The sequence below is a fragment of the Streptomyces sp. NPDC048192 genome (assembly GCF_043202415.1).
Taxonomy (GTDB): domain Bacteria; phylum Actinomycetota; class Actinomycetes; order Streptomycetales; family Streptomycetaceae; genus Streptomyces.
The window spans coordinates 254235-274075 of the sequence record NZ_JBIDAL010000011.1 but is presented as its reverse complement, the minus strand read 5'-3'; the positions used below and the strand labels follow the sequence as shown (position 1 = coordinate 274075).

Here is a 19841-nt window from a genome sequence, read left to right as displayed (position 1 = left end):
GAGGACGGCGAAGGCGTGGATCAGGAAGCGGCTACCGGTAGCTCCATGCCTTCGACTCCGCGATGTCCCGGCGAGTGGTTCGTCTGTCCCGGGCCGGGACTCAACTGGAGCGTTCACTTGGGCGGTTCTCCTATCTTGTACCTTGGTCGCCTGGCGCAGCTCCGGCAGGAGCAGGGCGAGTGGCAAGCCAACCCCTTCCAGCAAGCGGACCTGCTGCGAGTGGTCGGTCAGCGAGTGATTTCAGCCGTGTGACAGACGTTGCACACGAAGCGCCGGGCCTTCGCCGGGCCCACCGATCTGCCCATGCCGGACGCGTGGAACACGTCGGAGTGGAAGACGGCCGCGTGGTCCTGGCACGACGCCAGGCCGCAGCGTGCGCAAACGCCGACGACGTTCGTGCCGTCGCGCCTTTCCAGCGCGCAGTCGTAGCAAATCATGGTCATCTCCAATGCTGATATCGGCGCTTCGCCGTGATGCCGTGATGAGGGATGCCGCAGGCCAGTTGAAGGCGGCACGGGAACTCGCAGGAGGCAGCGCCGTACGAACGAACCGACATGCTGAGTTCCGGTAGCAGCAAACTAACCAGCAGATTGGACTGAGTCAAGTTTAGCGGAAGCCTGCACCGTCCCGCCGTGGCGCCGGCGTCCGTCGAGCTCTATGGATTCGACCAAGTCCAAACTGCCGTAAGAGGGAGGTCACGAACCTGAAGAATGAGCAGCTCATCGCTGCTGCAGCCCGGCCTACGTCGAACACACCCTCCGCCAGGGCCAGCACCACATCCGGCTGCGCCAGGATGACTCCCGGCCGACATCACTCGTTTTGGATTTCCAGAAATCGTCAATCCAAGGCCCATGCCCAGGTCCACCCTCGATGCTGGCAAACGCCCGATCGAAACCGCGCGGTGCAGGTTGCACCAGGCGCATGCCTGCGCCCGGCAAGGCTCTCTTGACCAAGGGGAAGGAACATCCCATGACTGCAGTGCACTGTTCGCGCTTCGCAGGAAAAGTCGCCGTTGTCACCGGTGGCAGCCGAGGCATCGGCGCGGCCGTCGCGAAACGTCTGGCCGCAGAAGGCGCCGCTGTCGTGATCGGCTACCGAGGCAATGAACAGGCGGCGCAGGGCATCGTCTCGATGGTCAGCGACAACGGCGGCCGCGCCGTCGCGCTGCGCGCGGACGTCGCCGACCCCGACCAGATCAGGGCCCTGTTCCGGCAGGCCATGGATCAGTTCGGCCGGCTCGATGTTCTGGCGTCGTGCGCTGGCGTCGAACACTTTGACGCCCTGGAGAACATCACTCCAGCCGACTTCGACCACGTCTTCGCCATCAATACCCGCGGCCAACTGTTCGCGGCCCAGGAGGCAGCCGCTCACATGGATGTCGGCGGCAGGATCGTGCTCACCTCTTCGGTCAGCGCCTCCCGAGCGGTCTTCGGGCACACCCTGTACGCCGCTTCCAAGGCCGCTACGGAATCGATGGTCCTCAACCTCTCCGCCGAACTCGGCCAGCGCGGCATCACCATCAACGCCATCGCCCCCGGCGGCACGGCCACCGACATGGCCGCAGCGAACGCACCCAGTTACCAGCACCCCCAGCTTCGGGACAAAATCGGACTGGAGCAGTGGCTGACGGTACACGGAGCGCTCGGACGCCTGGCTCAGCCGGAGGAAGTCGCAGCGGGCTATGCCTTCCTCGCCAGCGACGACGCCGCCTACATGACCGGCCGCACCCTGCCCGTGGACGGCGGCTTCTTCTGATAACGGGCGCCAGCGCCCTATCCCTCAGAAGCTGTTGCTCTATCGATCTTGGTGGGCGTGAGTCCGAGATCGTCGACTCGGTCAGGTGATGTTCTGGTTGGCCGAGCATGAAAGCGGGGCCTCCTGCACAGCTCGAGGGTGTCGAATCCAACCGAGCAACAGGAGGCCCCTGGTGCTGCAGTCTTCCGTGCCGGCGTCGATGTCGCCCAACTCGGCTTCCCTGGAGTGTGATTGCCTCGCTCACCGGTTCGGGAACGCCGGGGCCCGGCCGTACAGGCGACCGAAGTATCCGTCCGATATGAGCGACGCGGGTGGGCCGTCGTACGCGCGGCACCGGCAGATGGTAGTCCCCACGCGAGCGCTACCGCGCCCAGCTACGCGCCGAGATCAAGGAACGCGCCTGGGAGCAGATCGCCGCCGCCGGGGCACCGGGACTGTCCTTGAACGCCATCGCCAAACAGATGGGCATGAGCGGCCCCGCGCTCTACCGGTACTTCGCCAGCCGCGACGACCTGATCACCGAACTGATCCGCGACGCCTACCGCAGTCTCGCCGACGCCATCCGCGCCGCAGCCGCATCGGGTACCGATCTCGCCGGACTCGGGCGCGCGCTGCGCACCTGGGCCCTGGAGGACCCCCAGCGCTACTTCCTCGGCTACGGCACGCCCGTCCCCGGCTACCACGCACCCGACGACATCACCATGATCGCCTCACAGATCATGGACACCCTCCTCGACGCCACCCAGTCGGCCGGCACAGCCACAAGCCCCGACGAGGACCACCCCGACGCCCGCCTCCAGGCCCACCTCGCCGAACACCGCCAGTGGGCTGCCGACCACCCCGCCTCCCCCGCCGCCCTCCGCCGCACCCTGCTCTTCTGGACCCGCCTGCACGGCATCCTCTCCCTGGAACTGGCAGGCCACTTCACCGGCATGGGACTCGACCCGGCCGAGCTGTACACCAGCGAACTACGCCACCTGACCCGACAGACGACCGCGCCACCGACCCACAACCCGGCGCCGACGGCGGCCCGGCGGACGTTTGGTCGCAGCAACCGTTGCCGCGGGCCGAGTGGCTCCAGGAGGAGTCATGGCAGGCAATCGCGGACCACTATGGGCGACTTGGTTCTGCCATCGCGGCAAACGAGGGCTGCTGCGGTGCGGTGCGAATCGACCTCGGGCCGGATTGCGGCTAGTAGTGCTTCGGCTACTGGCTGCCGGGCCCGGCGGCTGGGGCATGTACGCCTTCCCGGGCGTCTCGTCTGTTGCGTTGGGTGGGCTTGAGGAACGCAAGTGGGCGGGGTGCGCTCGGTGTTTGTGTCCTGCGGGTATCGGTGCCTGGTTGCGCGGGTGGGCAGGTCCGGCCGTCGGTCCGTGCGGGGCGCAGAGTGTGGGAGATGAGTGCGGCCCCGCCCCCGGGGGGCGCGGGGCGGGGCCGTGTTGTGGTGCCGGGCTGGGCGGCTGGGTGGTCTGGGTTAGGCGGTCAGGTGGCCGTTGTGGAAGCGGGCGGTCGGCGGGACGTCGCAGCCGGGGAAGAGGCCGGAGATGATCGGGGCCGGGGCTCCGGGGACGTGCACGACCCGGACGCTGGGCAGGAGTGGTTTCACGGCGGTTTTGTACCTGCGCGGGTGTTCCTGGGCGAGCAGGTCGGCGCCGGGGACGACGGCTATGAGCCGGTGGTCGGCCACGGTGTAGCCGAGCTTGGTGTAGAAGGCGCTGAGGTTGAGGTGCCGTTCGTGCTCGAGGATGGTGAGGCGGAAGCCGGCGCGGCGGGCGCGGCGTTCGGCGGAGTCGATGAGGGTGGATGCGATGTGGTGGCCGCGGTGGTCGGGGTGGACGGCGACGGCGTTGATCCTGAGGACGGTTGTGGTGAGGAGTTCGGAAAGCAGGGGGGATGCGGTGCACAGGGGGTGGAGGAAGGCCCAGTCGAAGACGGATGCGAGCAGGGCGCCGACGATGGTGGGGCTGTTGGGGGTGCGGGCGGTCAGGCACATGCCCGGGCCGTGGGTGAAGGGGTAGGGGCCCGCGGACAGGTAGGTGGTCTGCTCGACCGCGACGGGCACGGGTTCGGTGGGGGTGGCGAGTTGGAGCAGGGAGAGGAAGTCGGAGCGGTCGGCGCGGGTCAGCGGGGTGATCCGCACCAGGTCGGCGGAGTCGGTGGCAGGCGTGTTCACAGGCGGTGGCTCCTTCGGCTGTCGGGTGGGATGGCCGCGCACGATGCGGGCGGCGGGTGTGGGAGCGGGTTCGCTTGAGGGGTGCCGGGATGCGCAGGTGGCGCACCGTGCCGTCCGGCTCTGCCGGTTGGCCGCATCGCACGTGAGGCGTGGGTGTGGGGCGCTCACCAGCGGGACGCAGCTTGGAGTGCGGCAGGGCTAGCGGCGCAACCTCGAACGGCCGCGTCAGCGGGGCGTTGCGGGGCGGGCCGGGTGGTCGCCCCGTGGGCGGTGCTCAGGGCCTGCAGCAGCGCCCCATCCTGGGTGGGGCGCTGGGCCCGTTTCCCGTACGCTGGCGCGGCGGGAACGGGGCGTGGAGGGCGAGCGGTGTCGGTGGAGGCTGCCGACGGCGTCGGCGATGGGCTGGGCGACGGTGTCGGGGATGTCGCCGTCGAGGGTGGCGGTGGCGCCATATGGGCGCGTCCCTCCGGCATCACCGACACTGCCCAGGGGCAGGCCAAGTCCCGCAACCGCAAACCCTTGTGACCGGGCCGGGTACCGGCTACGGGGGGCGACGGGGAGGAGAGGGCGCGGGTGGCGGCTGGCTGGAGAGCGCCGGGCGCGGCACCGCCCGGCCCCGCTGGGGCACCAGCAGGGCGGGCGGCAGCAGGACGGTGGCGGGGAGTTCAGGCACAGACCGCGTTGGGCACGGCCGGGGCAGGGTGGAAGAACACGTCGCCGACCATGCGGGAGTGCAGGGTGATGATGCCGCTGGGCAGTTCGAGGTGGACGCTCACGGTGCGGGTCCGGGTGGCCTGCCAGGCGATCGAGCGCAGCCAGGCGCCGGTGACCGGCTCGTGGTAGGTGAACGCTCCGTCGTGCACGCTCAGGCAGTGAGAGCGGCTGGTGTAGTGGTCGCCGGCGATCAGGGGCGTCTCTTCGCTGGTGAGGCGGTGGACCAGCGCGAACCGGCTGCCGGGCAGTGTCCGGGTCTGCCACCAGGCGGTGACCGCTTCGTCCGGCAGGGTCAGGCCGCCGGGCTGTCCGGGGATGATCCACCGGCCGAGGTGGCGCATCCACTCGGTGCCGCGCGGGCACAACGCGCAGTCGCCGTCGCGGAAGGGCAGCGGCGCGCTCACCGCGCGCCCGTGGCGGGCCAGGGTGAAGAAGTCGGCGGCGGCGATGCGGGGGCCGTCGTAGGGCGTGGGGTGAGCGGGCGCGGCCGGGGCCGGGGCCGGGTGTCGGGTGGCAACAACCAAACTGGACGCAGACATGACAATTCCTCTGAGGGGAGGCACGGGGAGGGTGGACCGCGTGGGGCCGGGCGGGCCGGGCGGTGCACGGTCCGGGGCTCGACCACCTCGCCGGACGGCGGGGTGGGAGCCGCTCTTGCCTCAGTCACACTGGCCCCGGACACAGCAATCCCCGCAACCCCCGCAGCCGGGCCAGGGGTTGCAGGGGCGGGAGCAGTGAACAGCCCACCCCCCGGGCGGCCTTAGGGGGTGGGCTGTCGACGGTGGGGGTGCGGGTCAGGTGCAGCTAAGGGCGGTCGGGCACGATCCGCACCGTGCGGCGGGGGTCGACGGCGCGGCCCTTGGGTCCGTTGGTGTGCTCCTTGACGCGGACGCGTACGGGTTTGCATTCGCCGCCTGCTTCGATGATGGCGCGGTGCTGGTGAGGGTTGGGGCAGCGGTTCTGCCACCTTTCCGGCACCTCCCAGCGCAGCGTGTTGTCCTTCCACTTGGGCCCGGAGCTGTCCTCGGCCGCGCGGGCGCGGTGGGAGTCGGCCGGGGTGTGGGCGGGTTCGCGGATGATGCGGATGCGGCGCTTGCGGGGCGGCCGGTTGCTGCGCTTGTTCTTGCGGCTGCGGGCGGTGGTCTTGGTGCCGGTGCTGGTGTGCTGGGGGACGCTCACGATGTCCTCGTGGGCGGCGTCCTCGTCGCTCCAGGTGTTTTCCTTGTCGGCGGCGGTGGTGGGGCGGCGCAGGTCCCAGAACGCCAGGAGCAGGGCGAGAGTGGTCGCCGGGCCGGGAGCGCCGAAGAGGTGGTAGTTGCTGTAGCCGCTGAGGGTTCCGTCGTGGAGGGTGGCAACGCCGTTGGGGCAGTACGGGGTCCGGGGCAGTGGGGTGGTGGCGGCGAGCAGTGGCGGCAGGCGGGTGGGGATCAGGCGGGTCGCGGTGATGGTCTCCACGTCGAGGATGAGGTCGTTGCCGGTGCCTTGCATGTGCCAGGCGATGCCGTAAAGGGGGTGCAGGCCGTCGAGGTGGATGGGGTCGGGGAGATAGACGAGCCCGTCGCGGGAGGGCGCGCCGTCCTCGAGGTTGCCGACGACGACACTGGGGTGGTTCGCAAAAGGGTGAGCGGCGATGCGGTCACCCATGCTGTGGGGCGCGACCCACACGTCGCTGGCGCGGTAGGCGGCGGCGAAGTTGGTGCACTGGGCCTGGTAGAAGCCGAGGGCGTCGTGGGTGAGGTCGCCGCCGGTCACGGTGACGTACATGGTGTGCAACAGGTCCATGCCGTGCGGCACTCCGCGGATGGGCTTGCCCCAGAAGTCCGCGAGTTGGGCGCGCATCCGCTCGGCGTGGTGGGCGAGCTGGACAGCGGTGCGGGGCGCGGCGGGTATCGGGGCGGGTGTGATCGGCTTGGGCATGGGGTGCCTTCCTCGGTCACGGGCCCGGCTCACCGTGGATGGGGCCGGGCTGGGTGTGGCCGGAATCATGGAGCGGCCGGGGGCAAGGCACGCAACCCCCACCAAGCGGCAGGCGCGGCCTCGGCATGGCGCGGCACGGGCAGGATCGGAAGGTCCCAGAACTCCCCTGGCTTCGTGCAGGGCCGGGTGCCCGGGGGCCGGCGGACCACGGTGCGCCGGGCGTGTCAGGACGGGGCGGGGCTGGCCGCGCTGGCCGGGCGCACCGAAGGGTGTGGTCCGAGGGAGTGTCGGAGGCGGCGGCTAGGGTCTGCGCCATGACGCAGATGTTCGATGTTCGCCAAGGCCTTCAGGATGCACGCGTGGACCGCGAAGGCGCGTGGCGGTTCATCCGCGGCTTCGCGCACGCGTGGGTGGAGCCGCTCGGCGACGGCGACGGCTTCAGCGAGGAGGACCTGGCGGCAGCACAGGAACGTCTCGGCGTACGCCTGCCGGCCGCCCTCGGCGAGATGTACCACCTGCTGGGGCGGCGTGAGGATCTGACGAGCAACCACGACCGGCTGCTGCCCCCGGACCAGCTCTACATCGACGCCCGCGGCCAGGCGCTGGTCTTCAGGGAGGAGAACCAGGGCGCCTGTTCCTGGGGCGTGCTGCTGGAGGATCTCGACCAGGCTGATCCGGGGGTTCATGTGCTGGCGGACCTCGCCGACCGGCAGGCCCAGCGGTGGTAGCCGTGGATGGAACGCCTGTCGTGGACGGCCGTTGAGATGGTGCTGGCCGAGTCCCTGCACGCGCCAGAGCACTTGAGCGACTTCCTGTACGAGCCCGATCCCGGATACACGCAGATCCTCGAGGAAAGCTGCGAGCAGCTGCCGTTTCCGGCCTATCCGGCCAGTGGTTTCGAGGGCACCCGATGGTTTCTCGGCGCGGACGTGCTGCTGCGGGATGAGGAGGGCTGTGTGCCGGTGAGGGCCCGGACCGGGGAAGCACTGGACGCGGTTCGGGCCCTGCTCCCGGGGGACTGGCTCAACGGATAGGTGGTCAGCGCGCCGACTGGTCTCGGTGGAGTGATCGAACCGCGTCGTCGGTGTCGCCTCTGTCCACGAGACTGGCCAGCGAGTCGCGGTAGATGATGACCTGGGTCAGTGGGCCGTTGGTCAGGCGGAGTCCGTCGCTGGTGATCTCGACTTCCCAGCCTGCGGCCTCGAGCCGTCTGATGGCTTCGGGGACCAGGAGGCAGACGCCGTCCATGCTCACGCCCTCCCCTGGTGCTCGTCGTGTGCGCGCAGGTGGTGGTCGGCGGCCTGCTGGTGGGCGTCGGGCTCGCTGACGCCGACCCCGGAGAACACGCACCTTGCTGTGGTGCAGGACCACAGCCACGGGTGCTGGCGTCCCTGGGGCTCGGGGTGGGGGCGTACGGTCCAGGGGGCGTTCCACAGACTGAGGTGTGCGGCGCTGGCGAGTTCGGTGGCTTTGCTGGTCATCAGGCGGAGGGATCCTTCCCGGGGCGTGGCTGCGGGACCTGTCGGGGCCCCGGCTGGCGTCGGCCAGGACCGTAGAGTGGGCGGTGGCAAGGCGCGCAACAGCACGCGGCGGCGCAGGGCAACGGCGCGGACACGGGCCCGCCACCGCAGGTGCGGGGCGGGCCGCCGGCCGTGTGGGAGGGGCGCAGCCTCCGCCCTTTGAGGGGCGCGAAGGATGAGGGAAACACGCTCCCCCAGGTCCCATGCTGTGTCCTTCGGTTACCGGGCTGGCTGCGCAGAACCCGTCAGGCGTCCGTTGCGGACGAGCTGGTGAACGCAGGTACCGGCGCCGGTGGGATGCTGGATCACTGCGGAGTGCAGCCGTGACAGGTCGGTCCAGAAGCGGTACAGGTGGGGCTTGTCCGGGCGTGAGCGCTGCCCCCGCGGTGTGCGCGGTGTATGGCCGGGGGCCAAGGCGCCTGGGACCATCTCGGCGAGGTGTTCGACCCAGGCGCGCTGGTGCTCGAGGTCGATGCCGAAGATCCGGTACACCGCGTAGACCCCCCGCTCGTCGGGGTGATCCTGACCGTGGCCGATCGCGTCGACGGCGCTCTGGTCGTGGCCTTCGGGGTCCAACGGCCAGTCGGTGTAGGTGCAGTGGAGGGTGCAGGCGGGGGTGTCGGGGCGCAGGTCGATGCCCTGGCGTCCGCGGCGGCTGACGGGGGCCTTGGAGCACTTGACGTGCTCGCGTGTGGCGCCCTCTCGGTGGGGGGCGGGCAAGGGGATGCGGTAGGCGAACAGGCAGGTGCCGCAGCCGGTGCCGGGAGCGGCGGTGAGCGCCTGGTGGCTGGCGGGGTGGATGTTCTGCGCGAGCCAGGCGCGGACGTTGGCGTTGCCGGCGCGAGCCGGAACCGGGGATGCGGGCAGCACGACCGCGAGCGGGGCTATGGACATGAGGTAACTCCACGTCAGTCAGGTGGGGTTGGGGTGGTGGCGGGCCGGGAGAACCGGGGGTGGTCACCGCTCCCCCGGCCCGGTGGAACGCACCGTGCCGCATCGGCGGGCAAGTCCGTCAAGTCCGGTCCGGCGAGCAGACACGGTGCGATGCGGCGGGCCCGGCAGGTGTGCCGGGCCCCGACACGGATCAGCCGAGGAGACGCGCGCGGTGGAAGAGCGCTGTCGGCGGCAGATCGCAGCCGGGCAGGAGTCCGGTCACGAACGGACCGGGGACACCGGTCACGGTGCGCACGCGCACGCCGAGGTGCAGGGGTTTGACCGCGGTCATGAACGACGACGTGGACACCTTCAAGCGTTGCCTCGTGGCTCGTTACGGAGGCCAGGATGGACCTGAAGAGGTAGACGCCGCCTAAGCCATCCGCTATGGGCTCCGGATTCCTATGGGTCCTACTACGACGCATCGATGCGGGGCCTTGTTGAAGCCCGGGCAGATTGGCTAGGGACACCTCCGGAACCCGTAGCTTCCTGCCCGGGCAGCGGCGGTCGCCTGAGCCGTCGCTCTGAGTCCGCGTGCGGTCCTCGTGAGCAGCGCGTACATGTGGGTTGTGGCCCTGACACCGCCGATTGAGCCGATGCTCGCCGAGGCCTGGTCCGTGCTGCCGCCGGACCGGGCCCTCCCGGGTGGCCTCGCGTACGAGCAGAAGCCCGACGGGTATCGGACGATTCTTTTCGCCCGGCCCGGCCACGCCTTCCTCCAGTCCCGCAACGGCGCCGACCTCACCCCCGCTTTCCCCGACCTGGCCGCCGCCGCGCTCGCCCTCGGCCAGCCCTTGGTCCTCGACGGTGAGCTGGTCGTCGTCCATGACGGGCGTCTGCACTTCGGGGCCCTGCAGACCCGGGCACGGCGCCGTGGCCGCGGTGCGGCGCAGGCCGCTGCCGAGCAGCCGGCGCACCTGATCGTGTTCGACGTCCTCGAGGTCGGCGGGAACACCCTGCTGGACCGGCCCTATCGCGAGCGCCGCGCGATCCTCGAGGGCCTCTTCGCCGATGGCGTCCTCATCCCGCCGTTCACCCTCTGCCCGGCTACGGCCGACCGGACCGTGGGCGAGGACTGGCTCGATCCGGCGTGGGGCGCCGCCGGCATCGAGGGCGTCGTGGTGAAAGGGCTCGCCCAGCCGTACTGGGCCGGCCGCCGAGGCTGGATCAAGGTTCGGGCCAGAGAGACAGCAGAAGGCGTGATCGGCGGCATCACAGGCAGCGTGCAGGTGCCGGCCACCTTGCTGCTGGGCCGCTACGACCTGGTCGGCCGCCTCCGGCTCGTCGCGCGCACCTCGCCGCTGCCGATCGTGGCGCGCCGGGACGTCGGGGCCCTGCTGCGCCCAGGCGGACCCGGTCATCCATGGCACGGAGTGCGGTTCTCCGCTGGCTGGGGCCGCGGTGACCTGGACTTCACCACGGTCCAGCCCGACCTGGTCGCCGAGGTACTCGCCGACACAGCGGTCGACGAAGGCCGGTGGCGGCATCCCGTCCGGTACGTCCGTATCCGCAGCGACCTCGTCGTGGACGATGTGCCGCTATTCCAGGGCTGATGCCCCCGGCAGCCCGCCGCCTGGCGCCCAGTAGCTCGCACCTTTGCGGCCGCACCCAGGTGACAGCGGGTTTCACCTTGGTAGTGGTGGCTACGCGTACAGAGCGGGGTTGAGCAAACAGCTCCACGCCAGGCCCTCTGCACTGCGCGCAGGGGGCCTGCGTCGTAGGTCAGCCGGCGTCCGGTCGGCAGTGCGGGCACGCTGGGACGCCGTTCGCGAGCGCCTGGCGGGCCTCGGCTTCCTCCATGCCGCGGCTGCGTTTGCCTGCGTTCCAGCAGTCGCCACGGTGCACGTAGACGGCGTGGTCGCGGTTCAGGCCGACCTCCAGCAGCCAGTCGGGCGCCGGCGGCCGGTTCTCCTCGCCCTGGCGCTGCTCGGTCTCGCGGCGTTCTTCGTCGGCGATCCACTGGTCGATGGCGGCGAGCTGGCGGGCGGTGTGCTGCTCGAGGACGCGGCGTGCGAAGCGGAGCGCGTCGAGCCGGGACATCCGGTCGTCCACCTGCTGCTCCTTCCGCGTGTCTCCGCTTGCCCAAGAATTCGAACACATGCTCCAATCCGAGTATGCACCGCGTAGACCACCTCACCGACGCCCAGGAGCGCATCCTGCGCTGCATCCGACAGGCCATCCTCGACCGCGGCGAGGCGCCGACCGTCGCCGAGATCGGCGAGGCCGTCGGCATGCGCTCCCGGGCGTCCGTGCACTACCAGCTGGTCGAGCTGGAGACGAAGGGCGCCATCGTCCGCGAGCCCCACCAATCCAGAGGGATCCGCCTCGCATGACCAGCGCCGGCCGCTACCACCTGCTCCTCACCACTGGCGGCCGGCCCGTGCAGCACGGCTGGTGGGAGAGCGCAGCGACCGCGCGGGACAAGTTCGGGCGCTGGATCGACGAGTACGGCAGCATGCCCGAGCCGCGGGTCACCGTCACCGACGAGAAGACCGGCAAGCTGTTGACGAGCTGGCCCGACGGCCAGTGAGCGTCTGTGTCCGGTGCGCGGGTGCTGGCCGAGATCGGCGACGACCGCACGCGTTTCACCGATGCCAAGGCCCTCAAGGCCTACGCCGGTGCAGCACCGGTGACGCGGGCATCAGGCCGTAGCCGCGTGGTGGTCGCTCGTACCGTCAAGAACCGGCGTCTGGCCGCCGTCGGCTACATGTGGGCCTTCGCTGCCCTGCGATCGGCAGAGCCACGCAGCCACTACGACCGCCGCCGGGACACCGGTGAACGGCACACCGCGGCCCTGCGAAACCTGTTCAACAAGCTCCTGGGCTGCCTCTACCACTGCCTGCAAGCGCGCACCCTTTACGACCCCGAGCGTGCTTTCGGGCGTTCGCTCGCGCTGGCCGCATAGCGACCTGTTCGACCTGCACGAAACACCAGCCCCCGTCGTTGACGAGCGCGCGGTCAGCAGACCCACGGCCCAGGGAGCTCTGCACGAATGGTTTCGAGATCGGCAGGCGTGCGTCCACGCGCGTGAATCCAGGACTGGTCCTCGATGCCGTCCCGGCGTACCAGCCGGCCCGGAGCCGCATACCAGCGCACCGGCGAGTCGTCCTTGCTCGCCCACATGGGATGGTCAGGCAGGTCCACCCGCGCATAGCGAGCGTGAAGGTTCGGTATCAGCGCGTCCGGGAGCTCGCAGGCGTCGTAGAGGCTGTGGGCCCCGAAGAGCGACTCGCTCAGGACGAGTTCCACCCAGGCCAAGGACATCCGATCTAGGAAGGGAATCCAGCCCTCGTGTGATTCCACCACCACCGGCGGATCCTCCTGCTCGATCTCGTCCAGCGGAATCCCCCAGTACGCGCAGTCCTGGTTCTCGCGCCGGAAGATCAGAACACCGTTCAAGGCGTCATCGACGTAGAGCTCAGTCGGCCGGACCAGAGGGTCCTGCTGTCGGGTCAGGTCGTCCCGTCGGCCGAAGAGCGCAAAACCCTCACGCAGGGCAGCCGGAAGCTCGAAGCCCAGATCAGCCTCCGCAGCCACCAACTCGTCCTCGCCACATCCGGCTTCGAACCGCAGGGGGCACCCCGTCCATGCGTCGGCGTACCAGCGCACGAAGTCCCACGCTTGCGAGCGAGTTTGCACCCCGCCTCGCAGCACCACCGACACGTCAAGGCCGTCCAGCATGCCGAGGACGCTACCGCCTGTCTCGACCACCCGACCGTGCGGGAGGCACGAGCGGCCCAGCCTCGTGATCGTTCGCAGCGCGACTTGGCCCACCGACGACATGAGATGTCTCGTCGGTACCGAGCGTCAGCCTCCCCTCCCAGCCCCCGGCCGGCGCTCGGGAGAAGTCCGGCGGCAGCGCAAGCGTCTGGCCCCCAGCCGCCTTCACCGCGGTCTCCGTGGCGTCTGCCGACAGCAGCTCCCCGCTGGCCGCGGTGATCGCCACCGTCTCGGGCTGAACGAGGATGATCACGGGGTGGTCGAGCAGCTTCGCGGACTGGGCTCGCATCCGCGTCACCGGTGCCGTTGAGTGGACCCCCGGCCCGTGCGCCGGTTCTGTGATGCGCCGCTTGTTCTTTCCCACAGTGCCCCTCCTGGGCTGATACTTGAGCGGGGCGGAGCCGCTAGCATCGGTTCCGCCCCGCCCACTCTTTCGCACAGCGCTCACGCTGGCCAACGCCAGGTTTTTACTGCGCGGTGTGGTACTGCAGGGCGTGAGCCCCGGTGCTGTCGGACATCGCGTCATAGCAATCCACGTCGCAGGCCAGGCCGAGTGACGCCACGATCCAGCCGCCGACCGTCGACGTCGCCCCGCAGTTGTCGCAGTGCTTCGCCCCGTCGGCCGGGCACGGCATCGCACCGGTCCTCCGCTGGCGGCGCGGCCGGTACGGCTCCGACTGGTACTCGTGGCGCCGGTACTCGTTCCGGGCGTCGTCCAACCGGAAGAACCGCCCCCCGCGGTCGTCGTCAAGGTCGCCCTCGAGCCGGCCACCGTACGCCGCGACCTCCCACCAGGTGGCAAGGGGCGCTGTCGGCGAGTACCGCGGTGACCTCGACGAGCCGCATCCGCTCCCCGTAAGGATTCAGGCCCTTGTCGAACAGCTCCTTACTGACCTTCAAAGCGTGATGTCGTCATGGTGGGGCGGGAATGAGTCCGGTGCCGGTGAGGCAGCCGTCGAGGACATCGTGGCGGTACTGGAGCTGGCGTAAGCCTCGCCGGATGGCGGTGATCAGGTCGTGCGGGTCGGCGAACGCGCGGTTCGCCGTGGTGGTGCGCCGCAGCACCGACCAGATGCCCTCGACCGGGTTGAGGTCCGGCGCATAGGGCGGGAGTTGGAAGACGGTGAGCCAGTCCCGCTCGGCGATGTACCGACGCGTCCCGGCGGTCAGGTGGGTGTTCAAGTTGTCCCAGACCAGCACGATCGGGCCGCCGAGCTGCTGGTGCGCGGTCTGGATCAGGTCGCGGTAGTCCTTCCAGGAGAAGCTCTTGCGTCCGTCGGGCCGGGTGTCCGGGCAGGGCTGGTAGATCAGACGGGAGCGTTCGCCGGGTTTGTAGCAGGCCAGGGCGGCGACGGATGAGCGGCGGCGGGAGCGGCCCCGCACGCGGACCACAGGGGTGCGGCCGCGGCGGGACCAGGTGCGGGCGCGGACACACCCCCGTCATCCGAGTGAGAGGCCGCTCCCGCCGCAGGACCTCGGTCGCCGCCCTGTGCTGCTACAAACCAGGCGTGGAAAGCCGTCTCATCCACCGGCCCCGCAACCACCTACTCCTCAAAGGCGCACGCAAAAGCTTCTCCTGGCAGGACTACCGCGACCTGCTCGTCCGTGCACACATCCTGCTCGGCGGCCCGATCGTGGTGGTCTGGGACAATCTCAACACTCACCTGGCGGTCGGGCTGAAAAGGTACGAGGCCGAGCACGACTGGCTCACCACCGTCCGCCTCCCGCCCTATGTGTTGGGTGCCGTTGAGAATCGTGATGGGTTTGCCACTCACGATGGTGATGTCCGGGGATGAAGAGAGCCCGCTGGTGGGGGTCCAGCGGGCTTTTTGATCTTCATGGTGTCACTGGGGTGCTGATGGTGCCCAGGGTGGGCGCGGTCATCATTCCTCGGTGACTTCGGCGACGGCGGCGCGTGCGCTGGTCTCGTCGACGATGGGTTTGCCTTCGGCGTAGGCGGAGAGCAGGGCCTGGACGGCGAGGTTGTTGACGGCTCTGGGATAGCCGCGGGCGCTGTCGTGGATGAGGGTGACCGCGTCGTCGGTGAACAGGGTGTCGGTGCGGCCGGCGAGTTGAAGGTGGTGGACCATGTAGGACGCGGTCTCCTCGATGCTCATCGGGGGCAGGTTGTAGCGGATCTGGATCCGCTGGTCCAGCGCTGCCAGGACGCCGAGCTTGATCTTGTGCCGCAGGGTCGGTTGGCCGATCAGCAGGCAGGCCAGGGGGCTCTTGGAGTCCATTTCGGTGTTGGTCAGCATGCGGATCGCCTCCAGCTGCTCGTGGTCGAGCAGGTGGGCTTCCTCGATGATCAGGACGGGGACACGGCCGCGTTCGTTGTTCTCGGTCGCGAGCAGGTCGCTGGCCTGCGGGATCAGGGTGGACTTGTGCGGCTTGGGGACGCCGCCGAGCGCGGTGACGATCGCGTGGTGGATCCCGGCGACGCCGACGGCGGGGTTGGCCAGATAGATGACCTTGTGGCGGGAGCGGTCCACCTGCTCCAGGGACGCGCGGATCGCCACGGTCTTGCCCGCGCCGACCTCGCCCGTGATCACGCCCAGCGCCCGCTCGCTGATGCACCAGGTGATCCGGGCGACGGCCTGCGCGTGGGAGGAGTGCCGGTGCAGCATCGACGGGGCCAGGTCCTTGCCGAACGGCATCCGGGTGAAGCCCCAGTGCGCGGTCAGTTTGTCGATCAACGTCCGTCCATCCTGTGCAAGTAGGCGATGGTGTCGTCGTGTTCGGCCGCGGCCAGGGTGGCCCGGCGGTGGAAGCGGACCGCCAGCTGCAGGGCGGGCCCGCCGTCGCGCTGGTGCTCGAGCCGGCGGCCGGCCAGGTGCAGGGTCCGCTCCAGCAGACGCCGCGCCGTGGTCTCGGTGTCCCAGAGCTCATCCAATCGGTCCTGAACCGGGTTCTGGCTGGTCACGGGCCTTCCTCGCTCAGGTCGGCCGCGGGGGTGGGCTGGTCCTGGCCGGGCAGGAACACCTCGTAGTTGATTCGCTGTCCGAGTTCCTTTGTGCGTTCGGTGTCGATCAGGCGGAGGTAGTCGATCCCGGTCGGTGCCGGCGGCGGGGCGGCCGGGGTCTCGGGCTTGGCCTTTTGGTGCGCGTGCCGGGTGATCAGGTGTGGAGTCGCCTTGCCGAACGAGCGGCCGCCGAATCGGACGTCGACATCGGTTAGATCGAAGGGGTCGAAGACCAGCTCGACCTGCCGCCCGACCAGCGACGCGTCGACGTTGTAGGTGTTGTTCTGCAGGGAGACCGTCGCGGTCTTGGCGACGCGGCGGAGCTCGGACCAGCGGAAAGCCTCCCGCAGATCCTCCGGCGTCGGTGTGGGGAACGGTGCCCCGGCCAGCCAGCGTTCCAGCGGCTGCATCCCGGTCTCGGAGTGGACCCGCCGGTGATACACCTGCTCGATCCAGGCAGTGAAGAGGCGATTGAGAGTCGGCAGGTCGGCGACCTTGTCGGTGTCGACCTCGACCAGGAACTGCTCCCGGACAGTGCGGAAGAATCGTTCGATTTTTCCCCTGCCCTGCGGGCGCCCCGGGGTGGAGTGGATCAGCTTGATCCCTAGCCTTGCGCATGCCCTGAGCAGGGCGGAGTCCACGAACGCGGACCCATTGTCGACGTAGACGCCTTCGGGGACGCCGCGGGCCGCGAGCGCCGGCCGGAGCGCGGCCGCGAGGCGGACGCTGTCCTCGGCCCCGCCCCAGCGGTGGCCGACCACGGCCCGCGAATGGTCGTCCACGAAGGCGAAGAGGTAGGCCTTGTGGCCTGCGATTTTCGGCCCGTGCAGTGCGTCTCCGACCCAGAGTTCGTTCGGGCGCCTTGCCTCGAACCGGCCGAAGGCCTCCGGCGGTTGCCCGTCCGGGCGGGTCAGCAGCTCCAGCCGTTGAAGGTGCCTATGGACCGTCCGGTAGGACGGCCCCCAGCCCAGGTGCTGCTGCAGGATCCGCACCACCTGCGCGGTCGAGCGGGTCGGGTTCTCCCGCTTGAGCGCGGCCGCCAGGTCCAGCACCTCCTCCGGCGTGCGCGGAGTGACCTGCCTCGTCGGGGGCAGCAGAGCGTCGAAGCCGCCCTCGCGCCAGAGCTTGAGCCAGCGGTCCACCGTCCCGCGCGTGATCCTGACCGGCTTCCCGAACGGATCCGTGTGCACTCGGGCGGCGATCGCCCGGACCATCGCCCCGCGCTGCCGCGGGCTCAGGGCAGCATCGGCCGCCTCACGGATCAACTGGTAACGGAACAAAGCGACCTGGTGGGCCCGCTCGGCCCGCCGTCGCTCCTCCTCATCGACCAACGCCATCCGACGCCCTCTCATGAGCGGTTGGGGACATGCCAGCCGCCAGGATGGAACCGGGCCCACCGCTTCCGTCAGGGCCAGCTCGTGTTGATCGTTTCAAAGGTCAGACACGCGGCCAGCCCGGCGCCAACAGCCGGCCGTGACAGGCCGCCGACACCAGCAACCAGGTAGGCACCTTCAACATCCCGAGCCTGGCCCGGGCCGCGAACGCGAACCCCGTCACCGCGCAGACCGCGTCCGCGATCACCGAACCCACCGGAGCCGGCATCACGGAGGCCGGGTCGTCCGCCAGCGCGACCAGCCACGCGGTGAACACCGCAGCGGTTTGGCCCGCCCGGCGCGACCAGCACCGCAGCCACCCACGGACCGTCGTCGTCGGCCTGTCCAGCTGCTCGGCGATCCGCCGCGCTCCCCACCCGGCTGCGGCCAGCTCCAGCCCGGCCCCGATGACCTCGACCACGTCCGCGCGTCTGACCAGCGACACCACCGGGAGCAGGATGTGCGTCTCCTCGCAGGACCGGCACCTGGCCCGCCGCGGACGCACCTCCACCATCCCGGACCGGCCCCGCAGCCGGCGCGGTCGGCCCCAGCCCCACCTCGCCAGCGTTCCGCCACAATCCGGGCAGGACAACTCGCCTGCCACCAGCCGCCGTTCGACAACCGATGACACCGCCCCCCACCGTCATCAAGAGCGCCTCCGCGCGCCGAACGGCCCTCCCGGCGTCGCTGTCAGTCGAGACGGGAGGGCCGTTGCCGATCCTGTATGCGAGCTCCAGCCCCCGCAGGCCGGCCAGGCCGACAGACGGGGCCGATGAGTTGAGCCCCGGCTCACGCTCCGGCTTGCCGCCAGGGGAACGCAGCCAGGTCCGGTTCGACCCAGCCGGCCCTGGCCGGGTCGCCGGCCAGCGTCGAAGACCGGTAGAAGCGGGTGAGCAGCTTCTTGTCGAGCAACGCGGGGTGCTGGTCGGCGAAGGCGTCGAAGTCGGCGGTGTCCGCCTGCCCGGCATGGTGGCCCACCAGTTCGACCCAGGCCCGGCTGACGGTGGCGTTGTACTTCTGCGGTGCACCCGCGTAGCGGGCGGTCTGCTGGATGCCGTCGCTGACCAGGTCCACCGCCGCCTCGGTGCCATGCCGCCGGACAGCCAGCCAGGTCAGCTGGACGTGCTGGCGGTGACCGAACCGCTCGGCGCTCGCCATCACTTCCGCCATCAGCACGGCGAACGGCGAGGACTCCTCCACCGCGCCGTGGCCGGCGTGATGTGTCGCATGCCCGGAGTGCGGGCCGTGGTCGTGTGCGGTCATGACCCCTCCTTCACCAGGGCGTCCAGAACGGCGTAGAAGCCGGTGACTGCCTCGGCGGGCAAGCCGTCCAGTGCGCGGTTTTCGACCTCGGTCAGGGTCTGGGTGATGACGGCGGCCGCCGCGCGCCCGGAATCGGTGAGTTCGATCAGCACGGAGCGACGGTCTCCGGCGCGCGTGCCGCGGGTGATGTGGCCGCGGCGCTCCAGCCGGTCCAGCACGCTGGTCAACGTGGTGGGGCGGGCACCGACCGCCGCACCAAGCTGGGACACGGTGCGGCCCCGGTCGTCGGCGAGGTTGGCCAGCGCGTTGATCTCGGAGGCGGTCAGGTCAAGGTCGACGAGTTCGGTGGCGATCAGTTGCAAGGTGGCGTGGGTCGCGCGCTGCAACGCAAGCAGAGCCGAGCGACCCGGTGATGCGGAATCGGACTTCATGCTTTCGGATACTACGATATCGGAGAAGCGTCGGCAAGACTGCCGCCATCATCACGGTGCCGCTCAGCACCCCGAAGATCAATCCAGGGAAGCCGACGAAGCCCACAGCATCATCCTGAGTGGCAGATCCGGAGCTCTACGTCCTCATCGCGAGTGGCAATCAACACGTGGCCCTGCGGATCAGGCCCGCCGGACGCGAGATCCGAAAAGCCGCCGATGGCCCGGAGCTGCCGGTGCGCTGGCTGCTGACCGAATGGCCCGCCACCGAGCCCGAACCCGTGCAGTTCTGGCTGTCCAACCTGCCCGCCGACACCCCGCTGGCCACCCTCGTGCGCACCGCGAAACTGCGCTGGCGCATCGAGCACGACTATCGCGAGATGAAGCAGGCCCTGGGCCTGGCCCACTTCGAAGGCCGCACCTGGCGCGGCTGGCACCACCACGTCACCCTGGTCTCCGTCGCGCACGCCTTCTGCACCCTCCAGCGCATCACCCGGTCCCCAAAAGAGACGGCGTCGGCCTGAGCCTCTACAAGGTCGCCCGCGAACTGCAGTTACTCCTCGCGGTCTGGACCGGCGCCTGCCCCACCTGTCACCGCAACATGCCAGAACCGATATCAACCTGACCAAGCACTACTAGGAGTGGCAGCCCGGTACAGACCCGGCCACCGGCAAGGCGCGCAAGCAGCCGTACTTCATCCACCCCGAAGACGATCAGGTGATGGCGCTCGCCGGCTTGTACGAGTACTGGCGCGACCCTGCCGTCCCCCAGGACGACGACCCGGCCGCCTGGCTGATGACCTGCACCATCATCACCACCGAGGCCACCGACGCAGCCGGCCGCGTACACCCGCGCATGCCACTGGCGCTCACCGAGGACCACTACGAAGCCTGGCTCGACCCCGCACACCAAGACCCCGACCACCTGCGCGCTCTCCTCGGCCAGCCCGCCGACGGCCGCCTCGACGCACGCCCGGTCTCCGCGGCCGTCAACGACGTCCGCAACAACGGCCCCCACCCCCTCGATCCGGTCAGCCCGTAGGAACAACCCGGCCGCGCAGGCGCACGCCACCGGCCGCTGCGC

General features: G+C 70.0%; 24 protein-coding genes and 5 pseudogenes. 11 read left to right on the top strand and 18 right to left on the bottom strand.

Translation table 11 applies throughout. The features are described from left to right. Window positions 1-227 precede the first annotated feature (227 nt). Window positions 228-437, bottom strand: a complete 210-nt coding sequence (locus ACGFZN_RS25380; protein ID WP_393860765.1) for a DUF2180 family protein — start codon at window positions 435-437, stop codon at window positions 228-230. Window positions 438-969: 532 nt separating this feature from the next. Here ACGFZN_RS25380 and ACGFZN_RS25375 point away from each other — a divergent pair. Both ACGFZN_RS25375 and ACGFZN_RS25370 read left to right on the top strand, forming a co-directional pair. Continuing rightward, on the top strand, window positions 970-1755 hold the full coding sequence (locus tag ACGFZN_RS25375) for an SDR family NAD(P)-dependent oxidoreductase (protein WP_393860764.1): 786 nt from the start codon (window positions 970-972) through the stop codon (window positions 1753-1755). 386 nt (window positions 1756-2141) lie between these two features. After that, a pseudogene (locus tag ACGFZN_RS25370) lies at window positions 2142-2738 on the top strand (TetR/AcrR family transcriptional regulator); the annotation flags it as partial. A gap of 491 nt (window positions 2739-3229) precedes the next feature. On the opposite strand, the gene ACGFZN_RS25365 reads toward ACGFZN_RS25370, so the two are convergent. The 3 genes from ACGFZN_RS25365 to ACGFZN_RS25355 form a co-directional block, all read right to left on the bottom strand. Next, entirely contained in the window at window positions 3230-3928 is a 699-nt protein-coding gene (locus ACGFZN_RS25365) for a GNAT family N-acetyltransferase (protein ID WP_393860763.1), read from the bottom strand. Between the two features lie 665 nt (window positions 3929-4593). After that, entirely contained in the window at window positions 4594-5181 is a 588-nt protein-coding gene (locus ACGFZN_RS25360) for a hypothetical protein (protein ID WP_393860762.1), read from the bottom strand. 265 nt (window positions 5182-5446) lie between these two features. Continuing rightward, entirely contained in the window at window positions 5447-6559 is a 1113-nt protein-coding gene (locus ACGFZN_RS25355; protein ID WP_393860761.1) for a hypothetical protein, read from the bottom strand. A gap of 314 nt (window positions 6560-6873) precedes the next feature. Here ACGFZN_RS25355 and ACGFZN_RS25350 point away from each other — a divergent pair, with 314 nt between their 5' ends. Beyond that, window positions 6874-7287: a hypothetical protein gene (locus tag ACGFZN_RS25350; protein WP_393860760.1), complete on the top strand. Its 414-nt coding sequence runs from the start codon at window positions 6874-6876 to the stop codon at window positions 7285-7287. Between the two features lie 6 nt (window positions 7288-7293). Beyond that, window positions 7294-7593, top strand: coding sequence for a hypothetical protein (locus ACGFZN_RS25345; RefSeq protein ID WP_393860759.1), 300 nt, complete (start codon window positions 7294-7296; stop codon window positions 7591-7593). A 4-nt stretch (window positions 7594-7597) separates the two neighbouring features. Here the strand turns inward: ACGFZN_RS25345 and ACGFZN_RS25340 are convergent, their stop codons facing one another. The 4 genes from ACGFZN_RS25340 to ACGFZN_RS25325 all read right to left on the bottom strand — a co-directional run bounded on the left by ACGFZN_RS25340 (window position 7598) and on the right by ACGFZN_RS25325 (window position 9322). Beyond that, window positions 7598-7807: a hypothetical protein gene (locus tag ACGFZN_RS25340; RefSeq protein ID WP_393860796.1), complete on the bottom strand. Its 210-nt coding sequence runs from the start codon at window positions 7805-7807 to the stop codon at window positions 7598-7600. 2 nt (window positions 7808-7809) lie between these two features. Further along, the gene (locus tag ACGFZN_RS25335) at window positions 7810-8040 is read right to left on the bottom strand and encodes a hypothetical protein (RefSeq protein ID WP_393860758.1); all 231 of its coding nucleotides are present in this window, start codon (window positions 8038-8040) and stop codon (window positions 7810-7812) included. A 258-nt stretch (window positions 8041-8298) separates the two neighbouring features. Continuing rightward, entirely contained in the window at window positions 8299-8973 is a 675-nt protein-coding gene (locus tag ACGFZN_RS25330) for a hypothetical protein (RefSeq protein ID WP_393860757.1), read from the bottom strand. A 190-nt stretch (window positions 8974-9163) separates the two neighbouring features. Beyond that, on the bottom strand, window positions 9164-9322 hold the full coding sequence (locus tag ACGFZN_RS25325; protein ID WP_393860756.1) for a hypothetical protein: 159 nt from the start codon (window positions 9320-9322) through the stop codon (window positions 9164-9166). Window positions 9323-9572: 250 nt separating this feature from the next. Between ACGFZN_RS25325 and ACGFZN_RS25320 the strand changes: the two genes are divergently transcribed. Next, the gene (locus ACGFZN_RS25320; RefSeq protein ID WP_393860755.1) at window positions 9573-10565 is read left to right on the top strand and encodes an ATP-dependent DNA ligase; all 993 of its coding nucleotides are present in this window, start codon (window positions 9573-9575) and stop codon (window positions 10563-10565) included. A gap of 169 nt (window positions 10566-10734) precedes the next feature. On the opposite strand, the gene ACGFZN_RS25315 is transcribed toward ACGFZN_RS25320, so the two are convergent. After that, window positions 10735-11064: a DUF6233 domain-containing protein gene (locus ACGFZN_RS25315; RefSeq protein ID WP_393860754.1), complete on the bottom strand. Its 330-nt coding sequence runs from the start codon at window positions 11062-11064 to the stop codon at window positions 10735-10737. A gap of 62 nt (window positions 11065-11126) precedes the next feature. Between ACGFZN_RS25315 and ACGFZN_RS25310 the strand changes: the two genes are divergently transcribed. From ACGFZN_RS25310 to ACGFZN_RS25300, 3 genes and pseudogenes are all read left to right on the top strand, one after another. Continuing rightward, on the top strand, window positions 11127-11345 hold the full coding sequence (locus tag ACGFZN_RS25310; RefSeq protein ID WP_393860753.1) for a LexA family protein: 219 nt from the start codon (window positions 11127-11129) through the stop codon (window positions 11343-11345). After that, window positions 11342-11542 carry a hypothetical protein gene (locus tag ACGFZN_RS25305; protein WP_393860752.1) on the top strand — a complete coding sequence of 67 codons (201 nt, stop codon included), beginning with the start codon at window positions 11342-11344 and terminating at the stop codon, window positions 11540-11542. The genes ACGFZN_RS25310 and ACGFZN_RS25305 overlap by 4 nt, the downstream gene beginning before the upstream one ends. Window positions 11543-11554: 12 nt before the next feature. Then, window positions 11555-11917, top strand: a pseudogene (locus tag ACGFZN_RS25300) (transposase); the annotation flags it as partial. 53 nt (window positions 11918-11970) lie between these two features. Here ACGFZN_RS25300 and ACGFZN_RS25295 read toward each other — a convergent pair. The 3 genes from ACGFZN_RS25295 to ACGFZN_RS25285 all read right to left on the bottom strand — a co-directional run bounded on the left by ACGFZN_RS25295 (window position 11971) and on the right by ACGFZN_RS25285 (window position 14115). Continuing rightward, the gene (locus ACGFZN_RS25295) at window positions 11971-12693 is read right to left on the bottom strand and encodes an SMI1/KNR4 family protein (protein WP_393860751.1); all 723 of its coding nucleotides are present in this window, start codon (window positions 12691-12693) and stop codon (window positions 11971-11973) included. A 506-nt stretch (window positions 12694-13199) separates the two neighbouring features. Further along, window positions 13200-13451, bottom strand: a complete 252-nt coding sequence (locus ACGFZN_RS25290; RefSeq protein ID WP_393860750.1) for a hypothetical protein — start codon at window positions 13449-13451, stop codon at window positions 13200-13202. Window positions 13452-13644: 193 nt separating this feature from the next. Next, entirely contained in the window at window positions 13645-14115 is a 471-nt protein-coding gene (locus ACGFZN_RS25285) for a transposase (RefSeq protein ID WP_393860749.1), read from the bottom strand. A gap of 59 nt (window positions 14116-14174) precedes the next feature. Here ACGFZN_RS25285 and ACGFZN_RS25280 point away from each other — a divergent pair. Further along, window positions 14175-14465: pseudogene (locus tag ACGFZN_RS25280) on the top strand (DDE endonuclease); the annotation flags it as partial. A 150-nt stretch (window positions 14466-14615) separates the two neighbouring features. Here ACGFZN_RS25280 and ACGFZN_RS25275 read toward each other — a convergent pair. From ACGFZN_RS25275 to ACGFZN_RS25250, 6 genes are all read right to left on the bottom strand, one after another. After that, window positions 14616-15428, bottom strand: coding sequence for an ExeA family protein (locus ACGFZN_RS25275; protein WP_393860748.1), 813 nt, complete (start codon window positions 15426-15428; stop codon window positions 14616-14618). Then, window positions 15425-15655 (bottom strand): hypothetical protein, encoded by a 231-nt coding sequence (locus tag ACGFZN_RS25270; RefSeq protein ID WP_393860747.1) that lies wholly within the window; start codon window positions 15653-15655, stop codon window positions 15425-15427. Before ACGFZN_RS25270 ends, ACGFZN_RS25275 begins: the two co-directional genes overlap by 4 nt. Beyond that, a complete protein-coding gene (locus ACGFZN_RS25265; RefSeq protein WP_393860746.1) occupies window positions 15652-17031 on the bottom strand; it encodes a DDE-type integrase/transposase/recombinase in 1380 nt (459 codons plus the stop codon). The genes ACGFZN_RS25270 and ACGFZN_RS25265 overlap by 4 nt, the downstream gene beginning before the upstream one ends. Window positions 17032-17131: 100 nt before the next feature. After that, complete coding sequence (locus ACGFZN_RS25260; protein ID WP_393860745.1) at window positions 17132-17515, bottom strand: helix-turn-helix domain-containing protein; 384 nt, start codon at window positions 17513-17515, stop codon at window positions 17132-17134. 341 nt (window positions 17516-17856) lie between these two features. Next, window positions 17857-18330 (bottom strand): hypothetical protein, encoded by a 474-nt coding sequence (locus ACGFZN_RS25255; protein ID WP_393860744.1) that lies wholly within the window; start codon window positions 18328-18330, stop codon window positions 17857-17859. Further along, window positions 18327-18761, bottom strand: a complete 435-nt coding sequence (locus ACGFZN_RS25250) for a MarR family winged helix-turn-helix transcriptional regulator (RefSeq protein ID WP_393860743.1) — start codon at window positions 18759-18761, stop codon at window positions 18327-18329. The genes ACGFZN_RS25255 and ACGFZN_RS25250 overlap by 4 nt, the downstream gene beginning before the upstream one ends. A 167-nt stretch (window positions 18762-18928) precedes the next feature. On the opposite strand from ACGFZN_RS25250, the pseudogene ACGFZN_RS25245 reads away from it, so the two are divergent. Further along, a pseudogene (locus tag ACGFZN_RS25245) lies at window positions 18929-19282 on the top strand (transposase); the annotation flags it as partial. 115 nt (window positions 19283-19397) lie between these two features. Next, window positions 19398-19799 (top strand): annotated as a pseudogene (locus tag ACGFZN_RS25240) (SOS response-associated peptidase); the annotation flags it as partial. Between the last annotated feature and the right edge of the window lie 42 nt (window positions 19800-19841).

Bases quoted from the DNA above. Each gene is read 5' to 3' on its own strand.
- ACGFZN_RS25250 (WP_393860743.1), bottom strand. From the start codon at position 18,761: ATGAAGTCCGATTCCGCATCACCGGGTCGCTCGGCTCTGCTTGCGTTG.
- ACGFZN_RS25310 (WP_393860753.1), top strand. From the start codon at position 11,127: ATGCACCGCGTAGACCACCTCACCGACGCCCAGGAGCGCATCCTGCGC.
- ACGFZN_RS25265 (WP_393860746.1), bottom strand. From the start codon at position 17,031: ATGGCGTTGGTCGATGAGGAGGAGCGACGGCGGGCCGAGCGGGCCCAC.
- ACGFZN_RS25295 (WP_393860751.1), bottom strand. From the start codon at position 12,693: ATGCTGGACGGCCTTGACGTGTCGGTGGTGCTGCGAGGCGGGGTGCAA.
- ACGFZN_RS25355 (WP_393860761.1), bottom strand. From the start codon at position 6,559: ATGCCCAAGCCGATCACACCCGCCCCGATACCCGCCGCGCCCCGCACC.
- ACGFZN_RS25350 (WP_393860760.1), top strand. From the start codon at position 6,874: ATGACGCAGATGTTCGATGTTCGCCAAGGCCTTCAGGATGCACGCGTG.
- ACGFZN_RS25305 (WP_393860752.1), top strand. From the start codon at position 11,342: ATGACCAGCGCCGGCCGCTACCACCTGCTCCTCACCACTGGCGGCCGG.
- ACGFZN_RS25255 (WP_393860744.1), bottom strand. From the start codon at position 18,330: ATGACCGCACACGACCACGGCCCGCACTCCGGGCATGCGACACATCAC.
- ACGFZN_RS25360 (WP_393860762.1), bottom strand. From the start codon at position 5,181: ATGTCTGCGTCCAGTTTGGTTGTTGCCACCCGACACCCGGCCCCGGCC.
- ACGFZN_RS25335 (WP_393860758.1), bottom strand. From the start codon at position 8,040: ATGACCAGCAAAGCCACCGAACTCGCCAGCGCCGCACACCTCAGTCTG.
- ACGFZN_RS25380 (WP_393860765.1), bottom strand. From the start codon at position 437: ATGATTTGCTACGACTGCGCGCTGGAAAGGCGCGACGGCACGAACGTC.
- ACGFZN_RS25340 (WP_393860796.1), bottom strand. From the start codon at position 7,807: ATGGACGGCGTCTGCCTCCTGGTCCCCGAAGCCATCAGACGGCTCGAG.
- ACGFZN_RS25375 (WP_393860764.1), top strand. From the start codon at position 970: ATGACTGCAGTGCACTGTTCGCGCTTCGCAGGAAAAGTCGCCGTTGTC.
- ACGFZN_RS25330 (WP_393860757.1), bottom strand. From the start codon at position 8,973: ATGTCCATAGCCCCGCTCGCGGTCGTGCTGCCCGCATCCCCGGTTCCG.
- ACGFZN_RS25320 (WP_393860755.1), top strand. From the start codon at position 9,573: ATGTGGGTTGTGGCCCTGACACCGCCGATTGAGCCGATGCTCGCCGAG.
- ACGFZN_RS25345 (WP_393860759.1), top strand. From the start codon at position 7,294: ATGGAACGCCTGTCGTGGACGGCCGTTGAGATGGTGCTGGCCGAGTCC.